Annotated in this window: 32 protein-coding genes; 22 read left to right on the top strand and 10 right to left on the bottom strand. The window is 60.3% G+C overall.

Going from position 1 to position 26,051, the window contains the following annotated elements; genetic code table 11:
* Nucleotides 1–78 precede the first annotated feature (78 nt).
* From LGT41_RS00605 to LGT41_RS00595, 3 genes are read right to left on the bottom strand one after another with little or no spacing between them, the layout of a single operon-like run.
* Nucleotides 79–1,269: a multidrug effflux MFS transporter gene (locus LGT41_RS00605; protein ID WP_274128058.1), complete on the bottom strand. Its 1,191-nt coding sequence runs from the start codon at nucleotides 1,267–1,269 to the stop codon at nucleotides 79–81.
* Complete coding sequence (locus LGT41_RS00600) at nucleotides 1,266–1,766, bottom strand: acyloxyacyl hydrolase (protein ID WP_274128057.1); 501 nt, start codon at nucleotides 1,764–1,766, stop codon at nucleotides 1,266–1,268. Before LGT41_RS00600 ends, LGT41_RS00605 begins: the two co-directional genes overlap by 4 nt.
* A complete protein-coding gene (locus tag LGT41_RS00595; protein WP_274129614.1) occupies nucleotides 1,766–2,941 on the bottom strand; it encodes a MalY/PatB family protein in 1,176 nt (391 codons plus the stop codon). Before LGT41_RS00595 ends, LGT41_RS00600 begins: the two co-directional genes overlap by 1 nt.
* 151 nt (nucleotides 2,942–3,092) lie before the next feature.
* Between LGT41_RS00595 and def (LGT41_RS00590) the strand changes: the two genes are divergently transcribed.
* The 4 genes from def (LGT41_RS00590) to LGT41_RS00575 are packed head-to-tail and all read left to right on the top strand — an operon-like array spanning nucleotide 3,093 to nucleotide 5,290.
* Nucleotides 3,093–3,611: a peptide deformylase gene (def, locus tag LGT41_RS00590; RefSeq protein WP_274128056.1), complete on the top strand. Its 519-nt coding sequence runs from the start codon at nucleotides 3,093–3,095 to the stop codon at nucleotides 3,609–3,611.
* Nucleotides 3,604–4,116, top strand: a complete 513-nt coding sequence (def, locus tag LGT41_RS00585) for a peptide deformylase (RefSeq protein ID WP_274128055.1) — start codon at nucleotides 3,604–3,606, stop codon at nucleotides 4,114–4,116. The genes def (LGT41_RS00590) and def (LGT41_RS00585) overlap by 8 nt, the downstream gene beginning before the upstream one ends.
* Entirely contained in the window at nucleotides 4,116–5,012 is an 897-nt protein-coding gene (gene fmt, locus LGT41_RS00580) for a methionyl-tRNA formyltransferase (RefSeq protein WP_274129613.1), read from the top strand. Before def (LGT41_RS00585) ends, fmt begins: the two co-directional genes overlap by 1 nt.
* A gap of 44 nt (nucleotides 5,013–5,056) precedes the next feature.
* Entirely contained in the window at nucleotides 5,057–5,290 is a 234-nt protein-coding gene (locus LGT41_RS00575) for a GlsB/YeaQ/YmgE family stress response membrane protein (protein WP_274128054.1), read from the top strand.
* Here LGT41_RS00575 and rnhA read toward each other — a convergent pair.
* The 4 genes from rnhA to LGT41_RS00555 all read right to left on the bottom strand — a co-directional run bounded on the left by rnhA (nucleotide 5,271) and on the right by LGT41_RS00555 (nucleotide 7,729).
* Nucleotides 5,271–5,747 (bottom strand): ribonuclease HI, encoded by a 477-nt coding sequence (rnhA, locus tag LGT41_RS00570; RefSeq protein ID WP_274128053.1) that lies wholly within the window; start codon nucleotides 5,745–5,747, stop codon nucleotides 5,271–5,273. The genes LGT41_RS00575 and rnhA overlap by 20 nt on opposite strands.
* The gene (locus LGT41_RS00565) at nucleotides 5,740–6,132 is read right to left on the bottom strand and encodes a hypothetical protein (protein ID WP_274128052.1); all 393 of its coding nucleotides are present in this window, start codon (nucleotides 6,130–6,132) and stop codon (nucleotides 5,740–5,742) included. Before LGT41_RS00565 ends, rnhA begins: the two co-directional genes overlap by 8 nt.
* Nucleotides 6,129–7,085: a 4-hydroxy-3-methylbut-2-enyl diphosphate reductase gene (gene ispH / locus LGT41_RS00560; protein WP_274128051.1), complete on the bottom strand. Its 957-nt coding sequence runs from the start codon at nucleotides 7,083–7,085 to the stop codon at nucleotides 6,129–6,131. The genes LGT41_RS00565 and ispH overlap by 4 nt, the downstream gene beginning before the upstream one ends.
* Nucleotides 7,086–7,159: 74 nt before the next feature.
* Nucleotides 7,160–7,729, bottom strand: a complete 570-nt coding sequence (locus LGT41_RS00555) for a LabA-like NYN domain-containing protein (protein ID WP_274128050.1) — start codon at nucleotides 7,727–7,729, stop codon at nucleotides 7,160–7,162.
* 116 nt (nucleotides 7,730–7,845) lie between these two features.
* On the opposite strand from LGT41_RS00555, the gene folK reads away from it, so the two are divergent.
* The 11 genes from folK to recO all read left to right on the top strand — a co-directional run bounded on the left by folK (nucleotide 7,846) and on the right by recO (nucleotide 16,446).
* Entirely contained in the window at nucleotides 7,846–8,412 is a 567-nt protein-coding gene (folK, locus tag LGT41_RS00550; protein WP_274128049.1) for a 2-amino-4-hydroxy-6-hydroxymethyldihydropteridine diphosphokinase, read from the top strand.
* 86 nt (nucleotides 8,413–8,498) lie between these two features.
* The gene (rpoZ, locus tag LGT41_RS00545) at nucleotides 8,499–8,855 is read left to right on the top strand and encodes a DNA-directed RNA polymerase subunit omega (protein WP_274128048.1); all 357 of its coding nucleotides are present in this window, start codon (nucleotides 8,499–8,501) and stop codon (nucleotides 8,853–8,855) included.
* Between the two features lie 20 nt (nucleotides 8,856–8,875).
* On the top strand, nucleotides 8,876–11,044 hold the full coding sequence (locus tag LGT41_RS00540; protein ID WP_274128047.1) for a RelA/SpoT family protein: 2,169 nt from the start codon (nucleotides 8,876–8,878) through the stop codon (nucleotides 11,042–11,044).
* 50 nt (nucleotides 11,045–11,094) lie between these two features.
* Nucleotides 11,095–11,700, top strand: a complete 606-nt coding sequence (locus LGT41_RS00535) for a DUF2062 domain-containing protein (protein WP_274128046.1) — start codon at nucleotides 11,095–11,097, stop codon at nucleotides 11,698–11,700.
* An 18-nt stretch (nucleotides 11,701–11,718) separates the two neighbouring features.
* Nucleotides 11,719–12,483: a pyridoxine 5'-phosphate synthase gene (locus LGT41_RS00530; RefSeq protein ID WP_274128044.1), complete on the top strand. Its 765-nt coding sequence runs from the start codon at nucleotides 11,719–11,721 to the stop codon at nucleotides 12,481–12,483.
* A complete protein-coding gene (gene acpS, locus LGT41_RS00525) occupies nucleotides 12,480–12,896 on the top strand; it encodes a holo-ACP synthase (RefSeq protein WP_274128043.1) in 417 nt (138 codons plus the stop codon). The genes LGT41_RS00530 and acpS overlap by 4 nt, the downstream gene beginning before the upstream one ends.
* A gap of 48 nt (nucleotides 12,897–12,944) precedes the next feature.
* Entirely contained in the window at nucleotides 12,945–13,760 is an 816-nt protein-coding gene (gene lepB / locus LGT41_RS00520) for a signal peptidase I (protein ID WP_274128042.1), read from the top strand.
* Nucleotides 13,757–14,440 carry a ribonuclease III gene (gene rnc, locus LGT41_RS00515; RefSeq protein WP_274128041.1) on the top strand — a complete coding sequence of 228 codons (684 nt, stop codon included), beginning with the start codon at nucleotides 13,757–13,759 and terminating at the stop codon, nucleotides 14,438–14,440. The genes lepB and rnc overlap by 4 nt, the downstream gene beginning before the upstream one ends.
* The gene (gene era / locus LGT41_RS00510; protein ID WP_274128040.1) at nucleotides 14,437–15,348 is read left to right on the top strand and encodes a GTPase Era; all 912 of its coding nucleotides are present in this window, start codon (nucleotides 14,437–14,439) and stop codon (nucleotides 15,346–15,348) included. The genes rnc and era overlap by 4 nt, the downstream gene beginning before the upstream one ends.
* Entirely contained in the window at nucleotides 15,348–15,677 is a 330-nt protein-coding gene (locus tag LGT41_RS00505) for a DUF1491 family protein (RefSeq protein ID WP_274128039.1), read from the top strand. Before era ends, LGT41_RS00505 begins: the two co-directional genes overlap by 1 nt.
* Before the next feature lie 40 nt (nucleotides 15,678–15,717).
* Nucleotides 15,718–16,446 carry a DNA repair protein RecO gene (gene recO, locus LGT41_RS00500; protein ID WP_274128038.1) on the top strand — a complete coding sequence of 243 codons (729 nt, stop codon included), beginning with the start codon at nucleotides 15,718–15,720 and terminating at the stop codon, nucleotides 16,444–16,446.
* On the opposite strand, the gene LGT41_RS00495 is transcribed toward recO, so the two are convergent.
* Complete coding sequence (locus tag LGT41_RS00495; protein WP_420720193.1) at nucleotides 16,426–18,081, bottom strand: acyl-CoA dehydrogenase family protein; 1,656 nt, start codon at nucleotides 18,079–18,081, stop codon at nucleotides 16,426–16,428. The two genes, recO and LGT41_RS00495, sit on opposite strands and share 21 nt — an antisense overlap.
* Before the next feature lie 159 nt (nucleotides 18,082–18,240).
* Here LGT41_RS00495 and LGT41_RS00490 point away from each other — a divergent pair, with 159 nt between their 5' ends.
* The gene (locus tag LGT41_RS00490; protein WP_274128037.1) at nucleotides 18,241–19,011 is read left to right on the top strand and encodes a sulfite exporter TauE/SafE family protein; all 771 of its coding nucleotides are present in this window, start codon (nucleotides 18,241–18,243) and stop codon (nucleotides 19,009–19,011) included.
* A gap of 22 nt (nucleotides 19,012–19,033) precedes the next feature.
* Here LGT41_RS00490 and LGT41_RS00485 read toward each other — a convergent pair whose 3' ends face one another.
* Nucleotides 19,034–20,641, bottom strand: coding sequence for a phosphoenolpyruvate carboxykinase (locus LGT41_RS00485; protein ID WP_274128036.1), 1,608 nt, complete (start codon nucleotides 20,639–20,641; stop codon nucleotides 19,034–19,036).
* A gap of 263 nt (nucleotides 20,642–20,904) precedes the next feature.
* Between LGT41_RS00485 and LGT41_RS00480 the strand changes: the two genes are divergently transcribed.
* From LGT41_RS00480 to LGT41_RS00455, 6 genes are read left to right on the top strand one after another with little or no spacing between them, the layout of a single operon-like run.
* A complete protein-coding gene (locus LGT41_RS00480; protein WP_274128035.1) occupies nucleotides 20,905–21,603 on the top strand; it encodes a response regulator transcription factor in 699 nt (232 codons plus the stop codon).
* A 32-nt stretch (nucleotides 21,604–21,635) separates the two neighbouring features.
* Nucleotides 21,636–23,174, top strand: coding sequence for an ATP-binding protein (locus LGT41_RS00475; protein WP_274128034.1), 1,539 nt, complete (start codon nucleotides 21,636–21,638; stop codon nucleotides 23,172–23,174).
* Between the two features lie 5 nt (nucleotides 23,175–23,179).
* Nucleotides 23,180–23,587, top strand: a complete 408-nt coding sequence (locus LGT41_RS00470; RefSeq protein WP_274128033.1) for an HPr kinase/phosphorylase — start codon at nucleotides 23,180–23,182, stop codon at nucleotides 23,585–23,587.
* A complete protein-coding gene (gene rapZ / locus LGT41_RS00465) occupies nucleotides 23,588–24,481 on the top strand; it encodes an RNase adapter RapZ (RefSeq protein ID WP_274128032.1) in 894 nt (297 codons plus the stop codon). It abuts the gene before it with no gap.
* Entirely contained in the window at nucleotides 24,478–24,921 is a 444-nt protein-coding gene (locus tag LGT41_RS00460) for a PTS sugar transporter subunit IIA (protein WP_274128031.1), read from the top strand. The genes rapZ and LGT41_RS00460 overlap by 4 nt, the downstream gene beginning before the upstream one ends.
* The gene (locus tag LGT41_RS00455) at nucleotides 24,918–25,178 is read left to right on the top strand and encodes an HPr family phosphocarrier protein (protein ID WP_274128030.1); all 261 of its coding nucleotides are present in this window, start codon (nucleotides 24,918–24,920) and stop codon (nucleotides 25,176–25,178) included. Before LGT41_RS00460 ends, LGT41_RS00455 begins: the two co-directional genes overlap by 4 nt.
* Here LGT41_RS00455 and LGT41_RS00450 read toward each other — a convergent pair.
* On the bottom strand, nucleotides 25,175–26,050 hold the full coding sequence (locus LGT41_RS00450; RefSeq protein WP_274128029.1) for a 3-hydroxybutyryl-CoA dehydrogenase: 876 nt from the start codon (nucleotides 26,048–26,050) through the stop codon (nucleotides 25,175–25,177). The two genes, LGT41_RS00455 and LGT41_RS00450, sit on opposite strands and share 4 nt — an antisense overlap.
* Between the last annotated feature and the right edge of the window lies 1 nt (nucleotide 26,051).

Raw genomic sequence — 26,051 nt, 5'->3', positions numbered from 1 at the left:
ATTTTGTTGCGACAGGCTGTTTGTTTGACAAACAATCTTGCGCCACCACTGTCAAGTGAATTGCTGCAACTGCGAAGGTTAGCCGCGCCGCGCTAAAAGCTGCACAAGGGCCGCGGCGAGCAGGGCCAGCAGTGCCGAGGCACCCATCGCGCCCAAAAGCGGCCAGATGCCGGCCCCAAGCTCCATGAGCGTGCCGGTGATTGCCGCCATCATCGCACCGCCCCCCATATTGATCGCCCCGCCCAGCCCCGAGGCCGAGCCCGCCAGATGCGGCTGCACCGAAACCATGCCGGCATTGGCGTTGGGCAGGGTCATACCATTGCCCACTGCCACGATGAGCATGGGCAGATACAGCGATAGCGGGTGGTTCACGCCCAGGCTGAACAAGCCCACCGCCACCAACACGCCAACAAAAGAACAGCGCGCACCCAGCGTGATCATCCGGTTGAAGCCCACCGCCTGCGAAAACCGCCCGGCCAGAAAATTGCCGCCCATATAGCCAAGCGAAACCAGCGCGAAATACATGCCCGAGCTGGCCGGGGTCAGGCCGAACAGCGTTTCCGCCACATAGGGCGCCCCGCCCAGAAAGGAAAAGAACACCCCGGCGCTGAAGGTCGCAGTCACCGTATAGCCCCAGAACATGCGCGATTTCAGCAGCTGCGGATAGGCACGAAACTGGGCGGCAAAGCTGCTGGAGCGGTGGAAATTCGTCTCCCCCAGATCGACCCAGACCAGCGCCAGCACGCCCGCACCCGCCGCCAGCAATATTGCGAACGAGGCCTGCCAGCCGAACAGATGGTCAAGCCAGCCGCCAAGCGCCGGGCCGATCATTGGCGCAAGCGACATGCCCATCGTGACATAGCCGATCATGCTGGCGGCTTTGGCGGGTTCTGCAATATCGCGGATGATGGCGCGCGACAGCACCAGACCCGTGGCAATGGCTGCCTGTATCATCCGGAAGGCCAGAAACGTATAAATGTCGGTTGCAAGCAAACAGCCGATGCTGGCCAGAATGAAAATGACCAAGGCGCCAATAATCACCGGGCGGCGGCCATAGCGGTCGGAAAGCGGACCGATCAGAATTTGCAGCACGGCGGTTGTAGCAATATAGGCGGAAATGGCCAATTGCGCCAAAGCATAATCGGCATCATACCAATCGCTGATCGAGGTCAGCGAGGGCAGGAAAATATTCATTGTCAGGGCGGCAAGCCCGGCAATGGCAACCAGCGTTGAAAGGCGTGGCGGCGAACGATGCGGTGCCGCGCTCACCTGCTGGCGCCAAACGGGCGCGAAACGCGCAATTCGATGGTTTCAACACCGGGGTTGAAGCTGGCCAGATCGCCGTTGGAGCGATGGTCGTAAGACAGCGACACGCGCCAGTCATTGCCAAGATAGGTGCCAACCTCAAAGCCCGAACGGAATTCCAGCGGCGAACCGAGATCCATTTCGCCGCCCTGTATATAAAGCCCCGGCGCAAAGCTGAGGCCAAGGAACATTTCCTGACGGCCAAGCTGAAAGCCGAATTGCTGATAAAGCCCGTAGCCGAACCACGCCCCGCCCTCATTGGTGATGGAGCCATCCCAAACCGTGGTGAAGCGCCAGAACCTTTGGTCATAGTAGCTGGCGCGCAGTTCAGAGCCAATGAACTGCCCATCGGTATGCAGCCCGCCCACCGAGAATGACAGCTCGTTCACCGGATATTGGCGCACATCCTCAAAGCCGAACAGGCTGGCGAGCCAGAAGATTATTGCAAGCCGTCCATCCATTACTGCAAATCCCTGAACGCATCCTGCAAGCGCGCCACTGCCTCGGCGATATTGGCGCGGGTCATGGCAAAGTTGAACCGCATGAAGTTTTCGCCCCCCGGCCCGAAGCTGGGGCCAGAGCTTGCGGCGATGCCGGCATCCTTGGCGATGCGGCGGTGAATTTCGTCCTGGCTCATCCCCGTGCCCGAAAAATCGACCCATGACAGATAGGTCGCCTCAACCTGCATGGCCTGCACACCGGCAAATTCGCTGACACCGGCTTCAAACAATTTCCGGTTGCCATCCAGATATTGCACCACCGCATCGACCCAGGCATCGCCATGCCGAAAGGCGGCTTCGGCCATCAAGGGGCCATAAAGCGCGGTTTGCGTGCAGTTGGCGGCATAGACGGCCCTGAACTTCCGGCGCAATTCTGGGTTGGGAATAACCGCGCTGCCAAATTCGGCCCCGGCAATGTTGAAGGTCTTGCTGGCCGAAACCAGCGTGACCAGCCGGTCGGCAATATAGGGGGCGGCATTGCTGATGGTTGTATGCGTATGGCCGGGGAAAACAAGGTCGCAGTGAATTTCATCGCTGACCAGAATCAGGTCATGTTTCACGCAGAAATCGGCCACCTGCCGCAATTCCTCAACGCGCCAGACTCGCCCGCCGGGGTTATGGGGGGAACACCATGCCAGAACACGCTCGCGCCCGCTCATCCGGCTTTCAAGTGTGTCCATATCGAGCAAATAGCGCCCGCTCTCATTCTGCATGGGAATTTGCACGATTTCACGGCCATTGGCGCGGGTCACGGGCGCAAAGGAATGGTAGAAGGGCGTGAACTGGATGATACCTTCACCCGGTTCGGAATAGGCCTGCACGCAATGCGCAAAGGCGTTCACCAATCCAGTGCAGTTGATCACCCAATCGGTTTCTAAATGCCAGTTATGGCGGCGCTGCATCCAGCCCTGCATCGCCTCCAGATAGGGGCGGTCATTGGTGAAATAGCCATGCACGCCATGCGCCACACGCGCGGCCAGCGCCTCGGTAATGGCGGGGGCGGCGGCATAATCCATATCGGCGGTCCACATCGACAGGCCGGTATCGGGGTTCACGCCGTAAAGCTGCTCGATCCGGTCCCATTTGCTGGAATGTGTGTTGCGCCGGTCAATGGGGGTGTCAAAGTCGAACGTCATGGTCAGGGTCATGTCCTTGGGGGTGGTCGCCGACAAGCTAGCGAATTTTGGCGCGGCGACAAGGGCCGCTTGCCCGGCTTTGGCCATTTCAGCCCGTCTGCGTGCAAAGCCGGGGCTTGTGCGACCAAAGGCCTTGGCCTATTTGACTGGCATGAGCTTGAGAAACATCCTGATCCACCCCGACCCGCGGCTGAAAAAACGCTGTGCCGAAATCGACTCGGTCGATGCCGAAATCCGCAAGCTGGCCGATGACATGCTGGAAACCATGTATGATGCGCCGGGCATTGGCCTTGCCGCGCCGCAAATCGGTGTGCTGAAACGCCTGTTCGTGATGGATGTATCCGCCAAGGAGGAAACCGGCGCGCCGATGGTGCTGATCAACCCCGAAATCACCTGGGCCTCGGACGCGATGAACACCTATGAGGAAGGCTGCCTGTCAATCCCCGAGATATTCGATGAAATCACCCGCCCCGCGCAGGTGCGGATGCGCTATCTGGATATTGATGGCAAAACCCATGAAGACGAATTTGACGGGCTTGCCGCCACCTGTGTGCAGCACGAGTTGGACCATTTGAACGGGCGGCTGTTCATCGACTTTCTGTCGATGGCGCGGCGCGGGCTGATCACCGGCAAGATGAAAAAGCTCAAACGCGACCGTGCCCGTGACTAGGCCATTCCTGCAATGGCCCGATGCGCGGCTGCGCAGCATGGCCGAACCCGTGGCCGAAGTGACCGATGAAATCCGCACCATCTGGGATGAGATGCTGGCGGCCATGTATGCCATGCCTGTTGGCGGGCCCGGCGTGGGGCTTGCGGCACCGCAAATCGGCGTGATGCTGCGCCTTGCCGTGGTCGATGCGGGCACCAAGCGCGAAGCCTTGCGCATGGCCAACCCCGAAATCATCAAAGCCTCGACCATATTCAACGACCATGATGAAGGCAGCCCCAACCTGCCGGGGCTTTATGCCAAGCTCAGCCGCCCCGAAAGCGTGACGATGCGCTATCTGGACGAGCATGGCACGCTGGTTGAAAAAGCGCTTTCCGGGCTTTGGGCCAGATCGGCGCAGCACCAGATAGACCATTTGAACGGGCGGATGTTTTTTGACAGGCTTGGCCCGGTCAAGCGCAAAATGCTGATTGCCAGGCATCTGAAACAGCAAAAGCGGGGGCGATGATGCGCGTTATATTCATGGGCACGCCTGCGTTTTCGGTTGCTGCGCTCGATGCGATTGTTGCTGCTGGCCACGAGGTTGTGGCCGCCTATTCGCAGCCGCCCCGCCCCGCTGGCCGCGGGAAAAAGCCGCGCCCCAGCCCGGTTGCCGCGCGGGCCGGGGCGCTGGGCATTCCGCTATATACGCCCGAATCGTTGCGCAACACCGAAGCTCTGGCCGAATTTGCCGCGCTGAATGCCGATATTGCCGTGGTCGTCGCCTATGGGCTGATCCTGCCGCAAGCCGTGCTGGATGCGCCGCGCCTTGGCTGTTTGAATATCCACGCCTCGCTTTTGCCGCGCTGGCGCGGGGCGGCCCCCATTCAACGCGCGATCATGGCGGGCGATGCGCAAACCGGCATTTGCATCATGCAGATGGAAGCAGGGCTGGATACCGGCCCGGTTCTGGCCCGCGCCACGTTTGAGATTGCACCGCATCACACTTCGGGCGATTTGCACGCGGCCTTGGCCGCGCTGGGCAGTGAAGAAATCGTCAAGGTCCTGACGCATATAGAAACGCTCACCCCGCAACCGCAACCTGCCAAGGGCGTGACCTATGCCGCCAAAATCGACAAGGCCGAGGCGCGTATCAACTGGAACGCCCCCGCGCCCGAGGTTTTGCACCAAATCCACGGGCTGTCACCCTTTCCCGGCGCCTGGTTCGAACTGCTGGGCGAGCGCATAAAGGTGCTGCGCGCCGAACTGGCAAGCGGGCAGGGCGCGGCGGGCAGGCGGCTGGATGACGGGCTGACGATTGCCTGCGCAACCGGCGCGATCCGCCTGACCGAGCTTCAGCGCGCCGGGCGCGGGGCTATGGCGGCTGATGACTTTCTGCGCGGCTTTCCCGCAGCCCGCCTGTAGTATTTGCCGCAAAGCGCGCCTATCTTGGTGGGAAGGGGGCGCGAATGGTTCTTGTCTATCTTGTGATAATTGGTGCCGGGGTCGGGTTTATGGCCACGCGCCTGCTCGACCTCAAACTCGGCGTGCCGCAGACCATTGCGCTTGGGGTGGTCGGTGCGCTCATTGGCGGCGTTCTTCTGCGCATTCTGCTGGTGGGGCTTGGCATTGCCAGCGGGCTGCTTGGGGCCTTCATCGGTGCGGTGATCGTGGCGCTGATCATCAAGGCGCTGATGCGTTAGCCGCCTCGGGCTTGAACGGGGCCATGCCCTCGCGCGCAAGCTCGTCGGCGCGCTCGTTCTCGGGGTGGCCCGCATGGCCCTTCACCCATTCCCAAAGCACCGTGTGGCGGGACTGGGCCTCATCCAGCGCCTGCCATAAATCGACATTCTTGACCGGCTTTTTCGCGGCGGTTTTCCAGCCGTTCTTCTTCCAGCCGAAAATCCACTTGCTGACCCCGTCCTTCACATAAACGCTGTCGGTGACGATGGTGATTTTGCTGGGTCTTGCCAGTGCGCCAAGCGCCGCAATCGCGGCCTGAAGCTCCATGCGGTTATTGGTTGTATGCGCTTCGCCGCCCGAAAGCGCGCGTTCCTTCAGCAGCCTGGCACCGTCTTTGGCTTGCAGAACCACACCCCAGCCACCGGGGCCGGGGTTGCCCGAACAGGCACCATCGGTATAGGCGACAAGCTCAGACATAGCGCCCGATCAGCAAACAGCTTATGGCGATGAGCGACAGAATCATGTTGCTGCGCGCCCAACCGGCGGGTGCGTTCAGCAAAAGCATGGTGATTGCGCCAACCGCTGTGCCAAGCGCGAGCATCGGCAGCACATCGGGCGAGACCTGCGCACCAATCGCCCAGAAGACCAGCACCAACCCCGCCAGATTGGCCAGCACATTATTGCCACTGCCCGCCAGCATGATGCCCCCCATCGCCGCCAGCCAGGCCGCGCCGGAAAGCGGCAGGATGACCGCCGGGTCAGGCCAGAACTTGGACCCGGACACCAGACCAAGCCGGCCCGCCGCACCATAGAGCAGCGGCACAAGCAGGAAAGTCGTTAACAGACGGCTGAACCTGTTCATGCGCTGGCCTCTCTGAACACGCGCGGAACCTTGAATTCGACGTTTTCGGTGGCGGTTTGCACCTGTTTGACGGTTACATTGTAACGGCAAGCAAAGGCGTCCAGCACCTCGTTAACCAAAACTTCCGGTGCCGATGCGCCTGCGGTAATGCCAATCGCCCGCGCGCCCTGCAGCGCGCGCCAGTCAATATCGGTGGCGCGCTGCACAAGCTGGGCATAGGCGCAGCCAGCCTTTTGGCCGACCTCGACCAGGCGGCGCGAATTGCTGGAATTGGGCGCGCCAATGACCAAAAGCGCATCGATCTCTGGCGCCATCGCCTTTACAGCCGCCTGCCGGTTGGTGGTCGCATAGCAGATATCTTCCTTATGCGGGCCGATGATGGCCGGAAAACGCGCCTGCAAGGCGGCCACGATCCCCGCCGTATCATCCACGGAAAGCGTGGTTTGCGTGATGAAGGCAAGGCGGGATTCATCGCGCGGGGCAAGGGTGGCGACATCGGCTTCGGTTTCCACCAAAAGCACCTCGCCCGGCGGCAACTGCCCCATTGTGCCCACGGTTTCGGGGTGGCCGGCATGGCCGATCATTACCAGTTGCAACCCGGCCTCGAAATGGCGCTCGGCCTCGATATGCACCTTGGAGACAAGCGGGCAGGTGGCGTCGACATAGATCATTTCGCGCGCCCGGGCGGCTTCGGGCACCGATTTAGGCACACCGTGAGCCGAAAAGATGACAGGCCGGTCGGGCGGGCATTCGTCAAGCTCTTCAACGAACACGGCACCTTTGGCGCGCAGGGCATCGACGACGAATTTGTTATGCACGATCTCGTGGCGCACAAAGACAGGCGCGCCCCATTTTTCAAGCGCCATTTCAACGATCCTGATGGCCCGATCCACGCCCGCGCAAAAGCCGCGCGGTGCGGCAAGATACAAGGTAAGATCGGCTGTGTCAGGCATTGCAGGCTCCAATGGTTGGCCCCTTAAAAGCGCGAAAACGCGCCGGGGTCAACGCCTGTAAGCCGACGATGTGCCTACTCTTCCTCGGCCATCGAATCCATGCGCGCCATTTCGGGGCGCGGCGGGCGGCCGATGACATCGCGCAGCTCGTCCAGCTCGATGAAATTATCGCATTGGCGGCGCAGCTCATCGGCGATCATCGGCGGGTTGGAGCGAATGGTCGAAACCACCGAAACCCGCACACCCTGGCGCTGCAGGCTTTCCACCAGCGGGCGAAAATCGCCATCGCCCGAGAAGATCACGATATGGTCAACATGGGGGGCAAGCTCCATCGCGTCGACGGCAAGCTCGATATCCATATTGCCCTTCACCTTGCGCCGGCCCATCGAATCGGTGAATTCCTTGGCGGGTTTGGTGACCATGTTGAAGCCGTTGTAATTCAGCCAGTCGACCAGCGGGCGGATGGGTGAATATTCTTCGTTTTCCAACAGCGCGGTGTAGTAAAAAGCGCGCAAAAGCTTGCCGCGGCGCATGAATTCGCTGCGCAGAAGCTTGTAATCAATGTCAAAACCCAAGGCTTTGGCGGCGGCATAAAGGTTCGAGCCGTCAATGAAAAGGGCAAGGCGTTCATCACGATAAAACATGAGATCTCCTAAAAATTCCTGGTGCCGAGTGGCGGCTAATAAACTATCAGTCTGGCATACGGCGTTCGCCGCATACATATAGGCTTTAAGCGCAGCAACAAGGGCACAAACCCCTCGTGACCCAACGTTATTCTCATATTGCAATTGGTGCAAACATGAATTCGGCACATGGCGGGCGACGCGCGACGCTTGAAACTGCGCTTGCGCTGTTTTCTGCCGAAAATATGAAAATTGTCGCGCAATCTTCCTGGTATGAAACCCCGGCATTTCCAGCGGGCAACGGGCCGGATTATGTGAATGCGGTTGTTGCGGTTGAAACCACGCTTGCGCCTGCCGCGCAGCTGGCGGCCCTGCACCGGATCGAGGCGGAAATGGGCCGCGCGCGGTTGAAACGCTGGGGCGCGCGCCTGTGTGATCTGGACATGCTGGCGGTGGATGATGCGGTTTTGCCCGATGTGGCGACCTGGCGCCGCTGGGCAGACTTGCCGCTGGAGGCGCAATTGCGCTTGGCACCCGAGCAGTTGATTCTTCCGCATCCGCGCCTGCAAGACCGGGCCTTTGTGCTGGTGCCCTTTGCAGAAATTGCGCCCGACTGGCAGCACCCTGTCCTGCACAAAAGCGCAAGCGCGCTGCGCGATGCGCGGCCATTGGCCGAGATTGCGCAAATTCGCGTTATTTTCTAGGGCGGGGCGGTCGCAGCCCTTGCCAATCGGGCAAATACGGGCTAACACGCCTTTTCTTTCATCCAAGACTGCACAGGAGCCCGCGCATGGCCCGCGTTACCGTAGAAGACTGCATCGACAAAGTTCCCAACCGGTTCGAGCTTGTGATGCTTGCCGCCCATCGTGCGCGCAAACTCTCTTCGGGTGCCGCGCCCGAGGTTGACCGCGACAATGACAAGAACCCGGTTGTTGCGCTGCGCGAAATTGCCGACGAGGCGCTTGGCGCCAGCGAATTGCGCGAATCTGCCATTCAGGCGCTGCAACACCAGATTGAGGTGGACGAGCCGGAAGAAGACCAGATGGCGCAACGCATGGGTGCCGAAACCCCGGATGCACCGCAAAGCGATGATATGACCGAGGAAAACCTGCTGCGCGCTTTGATGGATGCGCAACCCCGGAGCTAAGCGCCGGGCTGGGGCGCGTAATGATTGACGTTGAATCGCTTGTCGAACTCGTTCGCCGCTATAATCCGCACTCAAATGCTGATCTGATTCGTGATGCCTATGCCTATGGCGCGGCCTGCCACAAGGGGCAGTTCCGCCGTTCGGGTGAGGCGTATTTCGTGCATCCGGTTGAAGTGGCCGCCGTGCTGACCGAAGTGCGGCTGGATGATGCGACAATCATCACCGCGTTGCTGCATGACACAATCGAAGATACCCGCGCCACCTATGACGATGTTGCCGCACGGTTTGGCGACGAGGTGGCGCAGCTTGTCGATGGTGTCACCAAGCTGACCAATCTTGAGCTTTCATCGGTTGAAACCGAGCAGGCCGAGAATTTCCGCAAACTGCTGATGGCCATGTCAAAAGACCTGCGGGTGCTTTTGGTGAAGCTGGCCGACCGGCTGCACAATATGCGCACGATCAAGGCGCTGGACCCGGCCAAGCAGCAGAAAAAAGCCCGCGAAACGATGGATATCTATGCGCCCTTGGCGGGGCGTATGGGGATGCAATATATCCGCGACGAGCTGGAGGATCTGAGCTTTCAGGTGCTGAACCCGGAAGCCCGCCTGTCGATCTTGCGGCGCTTTGCGCGGTTGCGCAGCGAAAACGGCGACCTGATCCCGCGCATCACCGATGATATCGGCATCGCGCTCGATGCCGCCGGGGTCGATGCCTATGTGAGCGGTCGCGAAAAGCGCCCCTATTCCGTTTGGCGCAAGATGGAAGAGAAAAAGCAGGGCTTCAACCAGCTTTCCGATGTCTATGGCTTTCGCATCATCTGCCGCGACGAGCGCGATGTATATATCGCGCTGGGGGCCGTGCATCAGCGATGGCAGGCCGTGCCGGGGCGGTTCAAGGATTATATCAGCCAGCCAAAATCCAACGGCTATCGGTCTATCCACACAACGGTGTCGGGGCGCGATGGCAAGCGGGTCGAGGTGCAGATTCGCACGCGCGAAATGCATGTTGTGGCCGAAACCGGTGTTGCGGCGCATTGGTCGTATAAAGACGGCGAGAAGGTTACAAACCGCTTTGCGGTTGACCCGTTCCACTGGCTGCGCGGCATTACCGAACGGCTGGAAGGCCCGGAAAACCCCGACGAGTTTCTTGAGAATTTCAAGCTCGAAATGTTTCAGGACAAGGTGTTTTGCTTTTCACCCAAGGGCGAGGTCATCAAACTGCCCAAGGGCGCCACGCCGATCGATTTCGCCTATGCCATCCATACGCGGCTGGGCAATTCCTGTGTGGGTGCGCGCATTGACGGGCGGCGAATGCCGCTTTGGACACGGTTGCGCAACGGCCAGCAGGTTGAAATTTTGCGCAGCGAAGGGCAAACCCCGCAGGCAAGCTGGGAAGATATGGTCGTGACCGGGCGCGCCAAATCGGCCATACGCCGGGCGCTGCGCGACGAGCATCGCGGCTCGCATATCAAGCTGGGGCGCGAAATTGCCCGCGTGGCGCTGGAACGGCTTGGCAAGAAGGCCACCGAAAAGGCGCTTGATACGGCCGCGCGCCAGCTTTTGCTGTCATCCGCCGATGACTTGCTGGTGCGGCTGGGCAATGGTGAAACCAGCTCGACCGACCTTGTTGGCGTGCTTTACCCCGAATTGCTGAAAGACGTGCCAAAGCCCGATGGCAGCGAGGCCAGCGGCCGGCTGATCGGCCTTCAGCCGGGGCAGTCTGCCCATAACGCGCCCTGCTGCGGCCCGGTGCCGGGTGAACGGATTGTCGGCATCATGGTGCCGGGCAAAAGCGTGGTCATCCATGCGATTGACTGCGCCAAGCTGGCCGAGTTTGACGACCTTACCGAAGAATGGCTGGATTTGCGCTGGCCGGCCGACTCACCCAAGCCGATCTATCCAACCCGCCTTGTGCTGACGATGGCCAATGATGCGGGTGTGCTTGGGCGCATCTGCACACTGATAGGTGAACATCACGCCAATATCGTTGACCTTGAATTTTCAGACCGCAAGGCCGACTTCTATCGTATCATGGTCGAGATTATGGTGCGTGACATCGAACATCTGCTGAATATCCAGACAGCGATTGAAGCCGATAGCGATATTGCCGAAGTCACGCGCTATCGCGATTCGACCAGCTGGCGCAGCAATGGCCAGGGCAAGCCCATCGCCAGCCCGCCGAGGCCCTGATGGTCTTCAAGCGCCGCAATCCGCTGTCATTTCTTCGCAAGATGAAGAATATGATCATGCCGCAATCCGGCTGGCGGCGGGCGGCCAACTATCTGGGCCACCGCGTGCGTCGTTTGCCGGATTCACCGCACCGCATTGCGCTGGGCATTGCGTGCGGGGTGTTCGTGTCCTTCAGCCCGCTTTTCGGCCTGCACTTCTTTTATGCCGCATTTTTGGCCTATATCCTGCGCGGCAATGTCATTGCGGCGCTTATCGGCACGGCAATGGGCAACCCGTTCACCTTTCCGGCCATCGCCGGCTCAGCACTTTGGGTGGGGGGGCGCATCGTTGGCGGGCGGGGCGAAGACCTTGGCTTCATGCGAATGCAACATGCGTTTGTCAACGCGTTTTCCGGGCTCTGGAACTCGTTCAAAAGCATTTTCGGCTATGGCCAGAACGAGCTTTACCGCATGGGCGGGTTTTTCCAGGAAGTGTTCTTGCCCTATATCGTGGGCGGCGCAATTGTCGGCGGGTTTGTGGCCACACTCAGCTATTTCATTGCGCTGCCGATCATTCGCAAATACCAATTACGTCGGCGTGAACGGCTGATGGAGCGCGCCCGTGCCCGCCGCGCAGCCCGCCTGAACGAGAGCAAAGCCAAGCAAGACCAGAACTAAGCCCGGAGGCCGAAGGTGATGTCGCAAAAGACTGAAAGCAGATTGCGCCTTGGCGTGAATATCGACCATGTGGCCACAGTGCGTAATGCCCGCGGCGGCGCCTATCCCGACCCGTTGCGCGCCGCACTCATGGCCCAGGAGGCCGGCGCCGACGGCATTACCGCGCATTTGCGCGAAGACCGGCGCCACATAACCGATAGCGACATAGATGCGCTGATGGCCGGTTTGCGCGTGCCGCTGAATTTTGAGATGGCCGCAACGGCAGAAATGCAGGCCATTGCGCTGCGCCACAAGCCCCATGCGGTGTGCCTGGTGCCGGAACGCCGCGAAGAGCGCACAACCGAAGGCGGGCTGGAGGTGGCGCGCGAAGAGAATCGGCTTGCCCATTTCATTGCGCCCTTGCGTGATGCGGGGTGCCGCGTGTCGATCTTCATTGCCGCGGATGCGCGGCAAATCGAGGCAGCGGCACGAATTGGCGCACCGGTTGTGGAGCTTCATACCGGCGCCTATTGCGATTTTCATGCCGAGGGCGATTTTGCGGCGCGCGACGCTGAACTGGCCAGGCTGGTGGATATGGCTGCGCTGGCGCAAAGCCTGGGGCTGGAGGTTCATGCAGGCCACGGCCTGACCTATGACACCGTGGCCCCCATTGCGCAAATTCCACAGGTGATCGAGCTGAATATCGGCCATTTCCTGATGGGCGAAGCAATTTTTGTGGGGCTGACACCGGCAATCGCCGAGATGCGCCAGCGCATGGATGCGGCAAGGGCCGCAGCGCAATGATTTTGGGCATAGGTTCGGATCTTGCAAATATTGAGCGGATTGAAGCCACAATTGCGCGGTTCGGAGATCGTTTTCTGCAAAGAGTCTTTGCCGAGGTCGAGCGCGACAAGGCCGATTCCCGGCGCGAGCGCGTGGCCACCTATGCCAAACGCTGGGCAGCGAAAGAGGCTTGCTCCAAAGCGCTGGGCACGGGCTTGCGGATGGGGATTGCCTGGAATGAAATGGTTGTGCGCAATCTGCGCAGCGGCCAGCCCACAATGCAGGTTTTTGGCGGCGCGGCAGATCGGCTGGCGCGGATGACGCCGGCGGGTCACGAGGCGCTTATCCATGTCACCCTGACCGATGACCACCCCTGGGCGCAGGCTTTTGTGGTGATCGAGGCGCGCTTGAAGGGCGATACGCACGCATCTTGACTAATCGGCGCGCAGTTGCGACACAGCGCCATGAATTTGGGGAAGAATATGGCAGCGACGACAGGCAAGAAACGCGGTTTCATCAGCGAATGGGTCCGCACCATCATTTATGCGCTGGCATTGGCAGGGCTGATCCGCACGCTGATCTTTCAGCCCTTCTACATCCCCTCCGGTTCAATGAAAGACACGTTGCTGATTGGCGACTTTCTGTTCGTGAACAAATTCGCCTATGGGTATTCCTATGCCTCCTGCCCGCGCATGTTTGGCGTGGAATTTTGCGGCTTTGCCCAGGGCAGCAACGAACGCATCTGGGGCGAAGAGCCCAAGCGCGGCGATGTCGTGGTCTTTCGCCACCCGCAAAACGGGGCGGATTTTGTAAAACGTCTAATCGGTATGCCGGGTGACCGTGTGCGCATGGCAAATGGTGTGCTGTTTATCAACGATGTGGCCGCCGAACAGGTGCCGGATGGCGTTTTTGTCGAAGAATACGGGCCGCAAGGCCCGGAAGGCAACCGCCCGATCTGTTCCAACGGTTTGCAGGGCGAAGGCGGCATCTGTGAGAAAGAGCGGTTCATAGAAACCCTGCCGGGCGGTGTTTCGCACCCTGTTCTAAACGTCACCGATAATGGCAGCCTTGACAATACGGCCGAGTTTCTGGTGCCCGAGGGGCAATATTTCTTCATGGGCGACAATCGTGACAACTCCACCGATAGCCGCGTTGCCGCTGCCGCGCGTGGCGTTGGTTTCGTGCCCTATGAAAACATTGTCGGCCGTGCTGATCGTGTGATCTTTTCTTCGGCCGGCCGCTCGCTTCTGGCCTTTTGGACATGGCGTGCCGACCGTTTCCTGACGGCAGTGAATTGAGTGAGGCGGCCGAAACTACGGCATTTGCCGAACGTCTTGGCCATAAATTCGCGCGCCCAGAGCTGCTGATACGCGCGCTGACCCACGGTTCGCGTGCCTCAAACGGGCTGGCCGACTATCAGCGGCTGGAATTTCTCGGTGACCGCGTTCTTGGCCTGGTCATCGCACAGGCGCTGTTTGAGGATGATCGCGGCGCGCGCGAAGGCCAGCTTGCGCCACGGCTCAACGCGCTGGTGCGCAAGGAAACCTGCGCCGAAATTGCCGAACGCATTGGCCTTGGCAGCGCATTGCGCCTGGGCCGGTCGGAAGCACTTTCGGGCGGGCGGCGCAAAACCGCCATTCTTGGCGATGCGATGGAGGCGGTGCTGGCCGCTATTTACCTTGATTCCGGGTTTGATGCCGCGCGCAAGGTGATATTGCAACACTGGGGCGGGCTGATCGCCGAGGTTGACAGCCGCGCCGCCGATGCCAAATCCGACCTGCAGGAATGGGCACAGGGGCGCGGCATGGCCTTGCCGCGCTATATTGATGTTTCCCGCAAGGGCCCCGACCATGCCCCGGTGTTTACCGTGCGCGTCGAGCTTGAAAACAAACAGTTTTCCGAAGCCTCCGCCCCTTCAAAACGCGCCGCACAGCATTTGGCGGCACAACAGCTTCTTGGCGAATTGGACAAGTCATGACCGAAACACGTTGCGGATTTATTGCACTGATCGGCGAGCCGAATGCCGGAAAATCGACCCTGCTCAACCGGATGGTGGGCGCAAAGGTTTCTATCGTAACGCACAAGGTGCAAACGACGCGCGCGCGCATTCGTGGTGTTGCGCTTGAAGGGCCGGCGCAGCTGATATTTGTCGACACGCCGGGCCTGTTCGCACCGCGCCGCCGGCTCGACCGGGCGATGGTCAGCGCGGCCTGGTCCGGGGCCGCCGATGCCGAGATCATCGTGCTGATGATCGAGGCGCATCGCGGGCTGACCGATGGTGTGCAGGTGATCATCGATGCGCTGAAAGAGCGTATGGACCCGGGCCAGAAACTTGTGCTGGCGATCAATAAAATTGACCGAGTGAAAGCCGAAATATTGCTGGCACTATCAGAAAAGTTAAATGCTGAACTGGTTTTCGCCGCGACCTTCATGATCTCGGCCGAGCGCGGGCATGGGGTTGACGATTTGCGCAGCTATCTGGCGGACGAATTGCCAATCGGCCCCTGGCTTTACCCCGAAGACCAGATCGCCGATTTGCCGATGCGGATGATCGCCGCCGAGATGACGCGCGAAAAGCTGACATTGCGGCTGCACGAGGAATTGCCTTACCAGCTGACCGTTGAAACCGAAAGCTGGGAAGAAAAGCCCGATGGTTCGGTGCGGATTGGGCAACTCATTTACGTCATGCGCGACGGGCACAAGGGCATTGTGCTTGGCGCGAAGGGCGCAACAATCAAAGCAATTTCGACAGCAGCGCGCCAGGAAATGGCCACGTTTCTGGGCCGGCCCGTCCATCTGTTTTTGCAAATCAAAGTGCGCCCCAACTGGCTGGACGAGCCGGAGCGTTACACGGAAATGGGGCTCGATTTCAACGAGGGCAATTAGTGGCACGGCTTGCATCCTCGTTTTGGGTGCAGGCCTATCTGGCGCGCCTGGGCTTTGCAAATATCCCCGCCTATGTGGTGGCGCATGGCGATGATACGGCGGGCGCTGTTCTGGTCAAGCTCAACCTGTTGAACGGTGAAGCGCAGTGTTTTCAACGGGTTAACAGGGCCGACGGTGCGCGTATCTGGGCCGAGCTTGCGCGTGGAGACGAGGCCGAGGTTGATGCCGCAATTGCCCGCCAGCGCCGTTTTGACAGCGATATCTGGGTGATCGAGGTGGAAGACCGTGCCGGGCGACATTTGCTGGACGAGCCGGGGCTGGATCATTAGGCGCATTGGCAGTTACGGCGCGCAAGCGTAGACTGCGGCGATGGAATGGCGGGATAGCGGAATTTTACTGACCTCGCGGCGGCATGGTGAAGCGGCGGCCATCATCGAGGTATTCACCCAGGACCACGGCCGCCATGCCGGGGTGGTGCAGGGTGGCGGAGCGCGGCGCATGGCGCCGATCTTGCAGCCGGGCGCGCAGCTCGCTGTCAGCTGGCGCGCGCGGCTGGAAGACCATATTGGAACGTTCAGCGTTGAACCAATACAATCGCGCGCGGCCGGGCTTATGGCAGATGCGCTGACACTCGCCGCCTTTGGCACAGTTACGGCCCTGCTTTCGCAAGGCCTGCCAGAGCGGGAGGCCCATCCGCAGCTTTACGCGCATACAATTACATTGGCAAACAGCCTTGCCCTGGGTAGCGACTGGCTGGCCGAATATGTGCGCTGGGAGCTGCTTTTGCTGCGTGAGCTTGGATATGGTTTAGATCTTGACCAATGCGCCGTCACGGCACAGCGGAATGATCTGGCCTATGTGTCCCCCAAAACCGGCCGCGCGGTCAGCCGCGCGGCGGCGGGTGAATGGGCCGACAAGCTGCTTCCGCTGCCCGATATCATGCTCGGCGGCGTTGTCTCCAGCCCTGAAAATGTGGTTCAGGCCTTAACCACCACCGGATATTTTCTGGAGCATCGGGCCTTTCCCGCGCTTGGCCACAGGCAATTGCCAGCCGCGCGCGCCCGGCTGATCGCGGCGTTACAGCGTCGTTTCAACTAGGCGGCGGGCGATGACCTGCGCCTGAATTTCGGCCGCGCCCTCAAAGATGTTCAGAATCCGCGCATCACACAGAACGCGGCTGATTTCATATTCGGCAGCAAATCCGTTTCCACCGTGAATTTGCAACGCATTGTCCGCCGCCGCCCAGGCAACGCGCGCCCCAAGCAATTTGGCCATGCCTGCTTCAAGATCGCAGCGCGCAGCTTCATCCTTTATGCGCGCGGCATGATAGGTAAGCTGGCGGGTGAGCATGATCTCGACAACCATCATGGCGAGCTTGCCGGAAATGCGCTGGAAATTTGCAAGTGGCACGCCAAATTGCTGGCGCGATTGTGCATAGCCAAGCCCCAGGTCGAGCGCATTTTGCGCCACGCCGATTGCGCGCGCGGCGGTTTGAATGCGGGCAGATTCAAATGTGCGCATAAGCTGGCGAAACCCCTGTCCGGCAACGCCGCCCAGCAGGTTTTCGGCCGGCACTTCAAACCCGTCAAAGCCAAGCTCGTATTCCTTCATCCCGCGATAGCCGATAACCGGAATTTCGCCACCGCTCATCCCCTCAGCAGGAAAATCGCTTTCGGCCGTGCCGCGCGGCTTTGGGGCAAGCAACATGCTCAGCTCCGAATGGTCATCGGTGTCAGGGTCTGTGCGCACGAGCATGGTCATCAGATCGGCACGGGCGGCATGGGTGATCCAGGTTTTATTGCCTGTCACCTTGTAAACGTCACCCTCAGGCACCGCGCGACAGCGCAGCGCACCAAGGTCCGAGCCGGTGTTGGGTTCGGTAAAAACCGCTGTGGGCAGAAGTTCGCCGCTGGCAATGCGGGGCAGGAATTCTGCTTTTTGCGCATCGGTGCCGCTGCCAAGGATCAGTTCCGAGGCAATTTCAGCCCGCGTGCCAAGCGAGCCAACACCGATATAGCCGCGGCTGAGTTCTTCGGACACCACGCACATGGCGGTTTTGCCAAGCCCCGCGCCGCCGAATTCTTCGGGAACCGTGAGTCCAAATACCCCGAGCGCGCCCATATCCGCGATCAATGCAAGCGGGATAAGCGTGTCGTTCAAGTGCCAGCCATGCGCAAAGGGACGGACCTGTTCATCGGCAAAGCGGCGGAACTGGTCGCGGATCATCTCGATCTCGTCATCCAAACCCGTGGCCCCATAGGTGCTGGCACCCTCGGCGCCGATGACCAGTTCAAGCAGGCGCGCGCGTGCCGCCGCTGTATTGCCGTTCTGTATAAGCGCCTGCGCAGCCTCATTCGGCGCGCCCAGCTCGAACCGCGCAAATTCACCTTGCGCCATCGGAATGCCGCCGCGGATTTGCGCCAGATATTCGCCAAAGCCAATTTGCAGGATAAGCTGTTCCAGCGGGCCGAAGCGGCCCGCTTCGGCCAACCCAACCGCCCAGGCATGGGCCTGGTGCAAGGTTTCCACATATGTGGCCAGCCAGGCAAGGCTATGGGCGTCGTGCTGGTGGGTATCAAGCGCGTGTTTGTCGATACGGCCCGCAACAACAATTTGCGCCGCCAGTTTCTGGCGCTGCGCGGCCAGTGCAATGTCGGCCCAGGCGAGCGCCGCGCGGCACTGGTCGCTCAGATTGGCAAGGATCGGGCTGTCGGGCTGGGTCATCTGGTTCATGGCGCTCTGCTGCAATGCGAAAATATTTGTGCGGTTGCGAAGACGTTAGGCGGATTCGCGCGGGGCGTCAATTCATTGCGCAACAATATGTGTGGGAATGTTCACTGAAAGAAATATAATTAGCATTGCGTGCGCCGATTGCGGGTGACATAGGGGCACATGGACCAAATTCTTGCCGATTTCGGGCTTGTGCCTTTGCTTGTTGCCCTTGCCATTATGGTGTTTGCGGGGCTGGTGAAGGGCACGCTTGGCTTTGGCCTGCCAATGATTGCGATCAGCGGGCTTGGCTCCATCTATGCTGCCGAAATTGCCATCGCGGCGCTGATCATTCCGACTTTGGTGACAAATCTGTGGCAGGGGCTGCGCAATGGGCCGGCGGCGGCATTGGGCAGTCTGCGCGATTACTGGCGGCTGAATCTGGTGATGCTGGTCATGATCTGGGCATCGGCACAGCTGGTTACACGAATTCCCGGCAATATGTTGCTGCTGTTGCTGGGTGCCGTTGTAACCATGTTCGGGCTGATTCAGGTGCTTGGCTGGCGGCCTCGGGTTGCCGCGCGCCACAGCAAGTGGATGCAATATTGCGTGGGCCTCGTCTCGGGGTTTTTTGGCGGGCTATCGGGTGTCTGGGGGCCGCCGATTTTGCTGTTCTTGCTTAGCCTGAACACGCCAAAGGTAGAATTGGTGCGCGTGCAAGGCCTGTGCTTTCTCACCGGCTCGGTGGTGCTTGGGGCGGCGCATTTGCAATCGGGTGTGCTGAATGCCAGCACGATCCCGTTCTCGGCACTGCTGCTTTTGCCAACGCTTGGCGGCATGTTGATCGGCTTCAAGGTGCAGGACAGGCTCAACCAGGAACGGTTCCGCAAGATCACGCTGATTGTGCTGGTATTGGCGGGTGCGAACCTGCTGCGCCGGGGCCTGGGCATGTAGGGGCGCCGCAGCGCCCCTGTTCCTAGGCGGCGTTGACCGCGATGGCCATGACATCATCGCCCACATGTTCGGCATATTGCGCGAAGTTTTCGGCGAACATGGCCACAAGCTTGGCGGCCTGCCGGTCATAGGCTTCGGGGTCGGCCCATGTGGCGCGCGGTGTCAGCAGCTTTGCCTCAACCCCCGCAACCTCGCGCGGCACGTCAAAACCGAAATTCGCATCGGTGCGGAATGCGCCCTTGGCCAAATCGCCCGAAAGTGCCGCGCTGAGCAAGGCGCGCGTGGCACGAATGGGCATACGGCTGCCACCCTTGCCTGCGGCCCCGCCTGTCCAGCCGGTATTGACCAGCCAGCATTGAACATCGTTTGCGGCGATCTTGTCGCGCAGCAGTGCGCCATAAACCTCGGGGCGGCGCGGCATGAAGGGCGCACCAAAGCAGGTTGAGAATGTCGGCTGCGGCTCGGTCACGCCACCTTCGGTGCCCGGCACCTTGGAGGTGAAGCCCGACAGGAAATGATACATGGCCTGTGCGGGGGTCAGCCGCGCAATCGGGGGCAGCACGCCGAACGCATCGCAGGTGAGCATGATCACATGGCGCGGCACACCGCCCCGTGCGGTTCTGGAGGCATTGGAAATATAGTGCAGCGGATAGGCGCAGCGCATATTGGGGGTAATGCTGTCATCCTCGAAATCCAGCTCCAGCGTATCGGGGTCATAGACCATATTCTCGATCACGGTGCCGAATTTATGCGTGGTGGCATGAATTTCCGGCTCGGCCTCGGCCGAAAGGTTGATGGTTTTGGCATAGCAGCCACCCTCAAAGTTGAAGGTGCCCGTATCGGCCCAGCCATGCTCGTCATCGCCGATCAGCACGCGCGCCGGGTCGGCTGACAGCGTGGTTTTGCCGGTGCCGGACAGGCCGAAAAACACTGCCGCATCGTCGGGTGCGCCGGGGGCGTGGTTGGCGGAACAGTGCATGGGCATGACGCCCTGTTCGGGCAGCAGGTAGTTCAGCAGGCCAAAAACCGATTTCTTGTTCTCGCCCGCATAGGCCGTGCCACCGATGAGGATGAGCTTTTGCTCGAAACTGACGGCGATCACGGTATCGCTGCGGCAGCCGTGGCGCGCCGGGTCGGCCTTGAAGCTGGGGCAGTTGATGATGGTGAAACCCGGCACAAAGCCCTCAAGCTCGGCGCGTTCAGGGCGGCGCAGCAGGTGGCGAATGAACAGCCCGTGCCAGGCAAGCTCGGTCACAACGCGCACATTCAATCGGTATGCCGGATCGGCGCCGCCAAACAGGTCTTGCACATAAAGCGTGGCGTCATTCGTATGGGCAAGCATATCGTCGCGCAGCCGGTTGAAGGCAGCTTCATCCATCGGCTGGTTGTTTTCCCACCAGATGGCGTGTTCGACCGAAGCCTCGCGCACGACATATTTGTCTTTGGGCGAACGGCCCGTATGCTTGCCGGTGGTGGCCAGAAACGCCCCGCCAAGGCCAAGCTTGCCCTCGCCATTGCGAATGGCCGCCTCGATCAGCGCGGGCTCGTTCAGATTGTAATGAATATGTTTGGCATTGGTAATGCCGGTCTTCGCCAATGTATGTGACGGATTGACCTTGCCAGTTTGCATACTGAGCAGACTCCGATTGTTGAAAGCCGCATTCGGCGGCCTTCTGTCCCCAAGAATGCCGCATTGCCACACCAAAAGGGCCGTTCTGATGGGGAATCACATTCCCGAAAGCAATAGCGACATGCCAAGCCTAGCCGTGCTGCAGTGCAAAATCTACCACCTAAGCGGCGCCAAATCCGCGCAGGGGGGTTGCGCGGCATGGGTTGCAACCTTCGGCAGTTTGCACGAAGCTATATTCGGGCGGCACTACGATAGGAATACACATGGCTACCATCGCGCTGGTTGACGATGATCGCAACATCCTCACCTCGGTTTCAATGGCACTTCGCGCCGAAGGCTTTGAAGTGCGCACCTATAATGACGGGGCTGCGGCCTTGTTCGCGCTGATCGACGAGCCACCCGATCTTGCGGTATTCGATGTGAAAATGCCGCGTATGGACGGGCTGGAACTTTTGCGCCGGCTGCGCGCCAAATCAAAACTGCCGGTGATTTTTCTGACCTCGCGCGATGATGAGCTGGACGAGGTCCTGGGCCTGCAACTTGGTGCCGATGATTATGTGCGCAAGCCGTTTTCACAGCGCCTGTTGATAGAGCGCATCCGCGCGGTTTTGCGGCGCAACAACATCGCCGAAAACGATGCGGCGGAAGCGCCAGAGCTTGAAGTGCTGCAACGCGGCAGCCTGACAATGGACCAGACCCGCCATCAGGTGATGTGGAAGGGCACACCGGTCAGCCTGACGGTGACCGAGTTTATTCTGCTGCTCACGCTCGCCAACCGCCCCGGCGTTGTAAAATCGCGCGACCAGCTCATGGATGCCGCCTATACCGACCAGGTTTATGTCGATGACCGCACAATCGACAGCCACATCAAGCGGTTACGCAAAAAATTCCGGGCGCATGACCCGGATTTCGCCTCAATTGAAACACTATATGGCGTTGGGTATCGGTATAACGAGGTATGAGTATGGCCGAGGGGGTCACGCCGGAACATTCAATGCTCGATCGTCAGCGCGCGCAATCCTGGCGCGGCTGGATGCGGCGCAACCGTTCGCCTTTGGCGCGCAAGATCATTATTTTCAATGTATTCGGGCTGTTGGTGCTGGTGTTTGGCATCCTTTACCTCAACCAGAACGACAATACAGCGGTTGAGCAAAGCCGCAAACTGCTCAATAGCGAGGCGCGGGTCATTGCGCTGGCGCTGGAGCCGTTTGAGGGCGATGCGGTTGCACCGCGTTTTGCCGAGCTTGCCGCAGAATCCGAGGCCAATGCCGTGCTTTATGGCCCCGGTGGCGAAATTATCCGCTATGTCGCCGTGCCGAATGACGCCGATGCCGAGCTGGACCCGACAGGCGGTTCGGCGCTGATGCGCGGGCTGCAATCGGTTTGGGGCGCTTTGGCGGCCATTGGTCTGGAGTCATCCGATAGCGACCGTGGCAACCCGCTGTCCAGGTTTTCAGAACTTGCGACGCGCGCCATGCAAGGCGGCGTGGCGATGCAGGAAACGCTGGTCGATACCGACGGGCAGATTTACGTGGTTGTTGCAGCCCCGGTCGATGGCCGCTTTGCCGTGGTGCTTGCCACGCGGCGCGGCGAGATCGATGCGCGCATTCGTGCGGCGCGCGAACGCATTCTGGAAATGTTCGTGCTGGCCATTCTTTGCTCGATCATCCTGTCGGTGCTGCTGGCCAATTCCATCGCCCGGCCTTTGCGCCAACTGGTCAATGCAACCGATGTCGGCTCGGGCCGGATCAACCCGGCGCGCATTCGCATTCCGGACATGTCCTCACGCCCCGATGAGGTGGGCGATCTGTCGCGCGCCCTGCAATCCATGACCGGCGCGCTGTATCAGCGGATCGAGGAAAACAAGCTTTTTGCCGCCGATGTGGCGCATGAGTTGAAAAACCCGCTTACCTCGCTGCGTTCGGCGGTCGAAACGCTGGATTATGTGAAATCCGATGCCGACCGGTCTGAATTGCTCGACATCATCCGCGTTGATATCGACCGGATGAACCGGCTTGTAACCGATATTTCCAATGCGTCGCGGCTTGAGGCGGAACTGGTGCGCGACACCTGGGCCGAGGTGAAGCTCGATGAGATGCTTGCCAACCTGCTGCGCCATCACGAATTGCAGGCAGAGGCGGCGGGGGTGACGCTGGAAATGCACAGCAAGGGCCAGGATATGGCCATTCGCGGGCTGGAAAGCCGGCTGGCGCAGGTGTTTGCCAATGTCATCGGCAATGCACTGAGCTTCGTGCCGCGCGGCGGGCGGATCGACATTGCCATCAACGGTGAAGGTGAAGACCGCGTCACCGTGCTGATCGCCGATACCGGGCCGGGCATTCCAGTTGAAAACCTCAACGATATTTTCAGCCGCTTCTATTCATCGCGCCCGGATGAAACCTTTGGCGACCATTCCGGCCTTGGTCTGGCCATATCGCGGCAAATCGTCGAGGCGCATGGCGGCACGATCACCGCGTCCAACCGCACCGATGGGCAAACCGGCGCGGTTTTCACCATCGTCCTCAGCCGATGAGCCAGATGCTTCATGCCAGTTGTGCGGCGCGCGCTGGCCGCGGCGTGCTGATCATCGGCAAAAGCGGGTCGGGCAAGTCGAGCCTGCTTTTGCAGCTGATGGCCTTTGGTGCCGACCTGGTGGCCGATGACGGCGTCATGCTCAACCTTCAGGGCGATGTGCTTGTCGCGCAGCCCGCCCCCAGTATTGCGGGCATGGTTGAAGCGCGCGGCGTCGGGCTTCTGGCGGCACCGCATCTGCCATCATGTCGCCTGGATCTGGTGGTAGACCTTGACCAGCCCGAACCCGAGCGTCTGCCGCCGCGCCGTGTGCATCACGGTTTCGGCACAGAACTTGATTTGCTGCTTGGCAAGGGCAATGTAGCATTGGCGCCGGCAATATGGCTTTTGCTTCAAGGCGCGCGCGTGGCATGAATGGGTGAGATGACGGATACTGTGCAACCTCAACATGTTGTTCTTGTGACCGGGCCTTCGGGGGCCGGGCGCTCGACCGCGCTGCATGGTCTTGAAGATCTGGGCTTTGAGATTATCGACAATCTCCCGCTTGGCCTGTTGCCGCGGCTGCTCTCCGGCCCGCCCATGCCGCGCCCGATGGCCATAGGGGTGGATGCGCGCACGCGCGGGTTTTCAGCCGCAGCGTTGCGCAAAGCCGTGAAGGCCGCCGCCGCCCACCCCGAAATGCTGGTGCAACTGCTCTATCTGGATTGCGCGCGCGATGTGCTGTTTCGCCGTTTCAGCGAAACCCGCCGCCGCCATCCGCTTACCGCCAAAGGCTCGCTGCAAAGCGCGATTGACGAGGAATACGGCCTGCTGAGCGGGCTGCGCGAACATGCCGATATTCTGATCGACACGTCAGACCTGAGCCTGCATGATTTGCGCGCCGAACTCGCCCGCTGGTTTGACGAGGCGCGCACCACGGTGCTTTCGGTTTCGGTGCAGTCCTTTTCCTACAAGCGCGGCCTGCCGCATGGGGCGGATATGGTGCTTGACTGCCGTTTCCTGCGCAACCCGCATTGGGACAAGGATTTGCGCGCCGAAGATGGCCGCAACCCCGATGTGGCCGCCTATGTGAAGAAAGACGCCAATTACGAACCCTTCGTTGCCGGGCTGATCCGTATGTGCGATTTGCTGTTGCCCGCCTATCGCGCCGAAGGAAAATCCTATTTCTCAATCGCGCTGGGCTGCACGGGCGGGCAACACCGCTCGGTTGTAATTGCCGAGGATGTGCATAATCGGCTTGCAGAAGCGGGCTGGCATGTGTCAATTCGCCATCGAGAGCTTGATGCAAAGGGATCGTCGGGTTTATGACCATCGCAACCACAGCCCAGATTGGTATTGTCATCGTCGCGCATGGCGGTTTGGCAGTGGAATACCGTGCGGCAATGGAACATGTTGTTGGCCCGCAAAACGGCGTGGCCACCGTGGCCATTGGCCCGCATGATGCCCGCGCCGACAAGCAAGATGAAATTTGCGCCGCAATCGCCACGGTTGATGCGGGGGTTGGGGTGGTGATCGTCACCGATATGTTCGGCGGCACCCCCTCGAACCTTGCGCTGGCCGCCTGTGAAAGCGATGCGCGCCGCGTCATTTATGGCGCCAACCTGCCCTTGCTGGTGAAGCTGGCCAAGGCGCGGCGCAAACCGCTGGCCGTTGCGGTCGATTTCGCGCTGACCGCCGGGCGCAAGTATATCGACTGCTGCACACCCGCCACGAACGCGCCCGCGCTCAAGGCGGTGGCGGGCAAATGATTCTGCATATTCAGAATGAAAAAGGCCTGCACGCGCGCGCCTCGGCCAAGTTTGTGGCCGTGGTCGAAGATTACGATGCCGAGGCGATTGTGCGCCGCGACGGGATGCACGCGGCTGGCGATTCGATTATGGGCCTGCTGATGCTGGCCGCCTCCAAGGGCACGTCGATCGAGGTTGAATGCACAGGGCCAGAGGCTGAACCCCTGGCCGAAGCTCTTGAAAAACTGGTGAATGATCTGTTTGGCGAGGGCCGCTAGCGCGTTGGCACCGGCACATCGCCGCGATAATCATAAAACCCGCGTTTGGTTTTGCGGCCCAGCCAGCCGGCTTCCACATATTTCACCAGCAAGGGGCAGGGGCGATATTTGGTGTCGGCCAGCCCTTCGTGCAGCACGTTCATAATGGCAAGGCAGGTATCCAGCCCAATGAAATCGGCCAGTTCCAGTGGCCCCATCGGGTGGTTCGCCCCGAGCTTGAGCGAGTTATCAATGCTCGACACCGTGCCAACGCCCTCATAAAGCGTATAAACCGCCTCGTTGATCATCGGCATCAGAATGCGGTTCACGATGAAGGCGGGGAAATCTTCGGCGCTGGTTGCGGTTTTGCCGAGCCGTTCCACAACGGCGGCCAGCGTTTCATAGGTTTCCTGATCGGTGGCGATGCCGCGAATAAGCTCGACCAGTTGCATGATCGGCACGGGGTTCATGAAGTGGAACCCCATGAAGCGTTCGGGCCTATCGGTGGCCGCAGCCAGCCGTGTGATGGAAATCGACGAGGTGTTGGAGGTCAGGATCGTATCTTTGCCCAGATGCGGTGCAAGGCTTGCAAAAATCTGCTGCTTGATCGTCTCTTTCTCGGTCGCGGCCTCGATGATCAGATCACAGGCGCCAATCGCGGCAATTTCCGCCGTGGGGTGGATATTGGCCAGGGTCGCGGCCTTTGTCGCCGCATCGGCCTTGCCCTTGGCGATCTGACGGTCGAAATTATCGCCGATCTGCGCAATCGCACGTTCGACCGCGCCGGGGGCGACATCGTGCAGGCGCACCTCGTATCCGGCTTGCGCCATGACATGGGCAATGCCACTGCCCATCTGGCCTGCGCCAATAACCCCAACCGATTTGATGTCCATG

This window comes from Abyssibius alkaniclasticus, from assembly GCF_020447305.1.
In the GTDB taxonomy this organism is placed as follows: Bacteria; Pseudomonadota; Alphaproteobacteria; order Rhodobacterales; family Rhodobacteraceae; genus Abyssibius; species Abyssibius alkaniclasticus.
The sequence above is the reverse complement of the archived record's forward strand: the minus strand, read 5'-3'. Positions and strand labels throughout refer to the sequence as shown.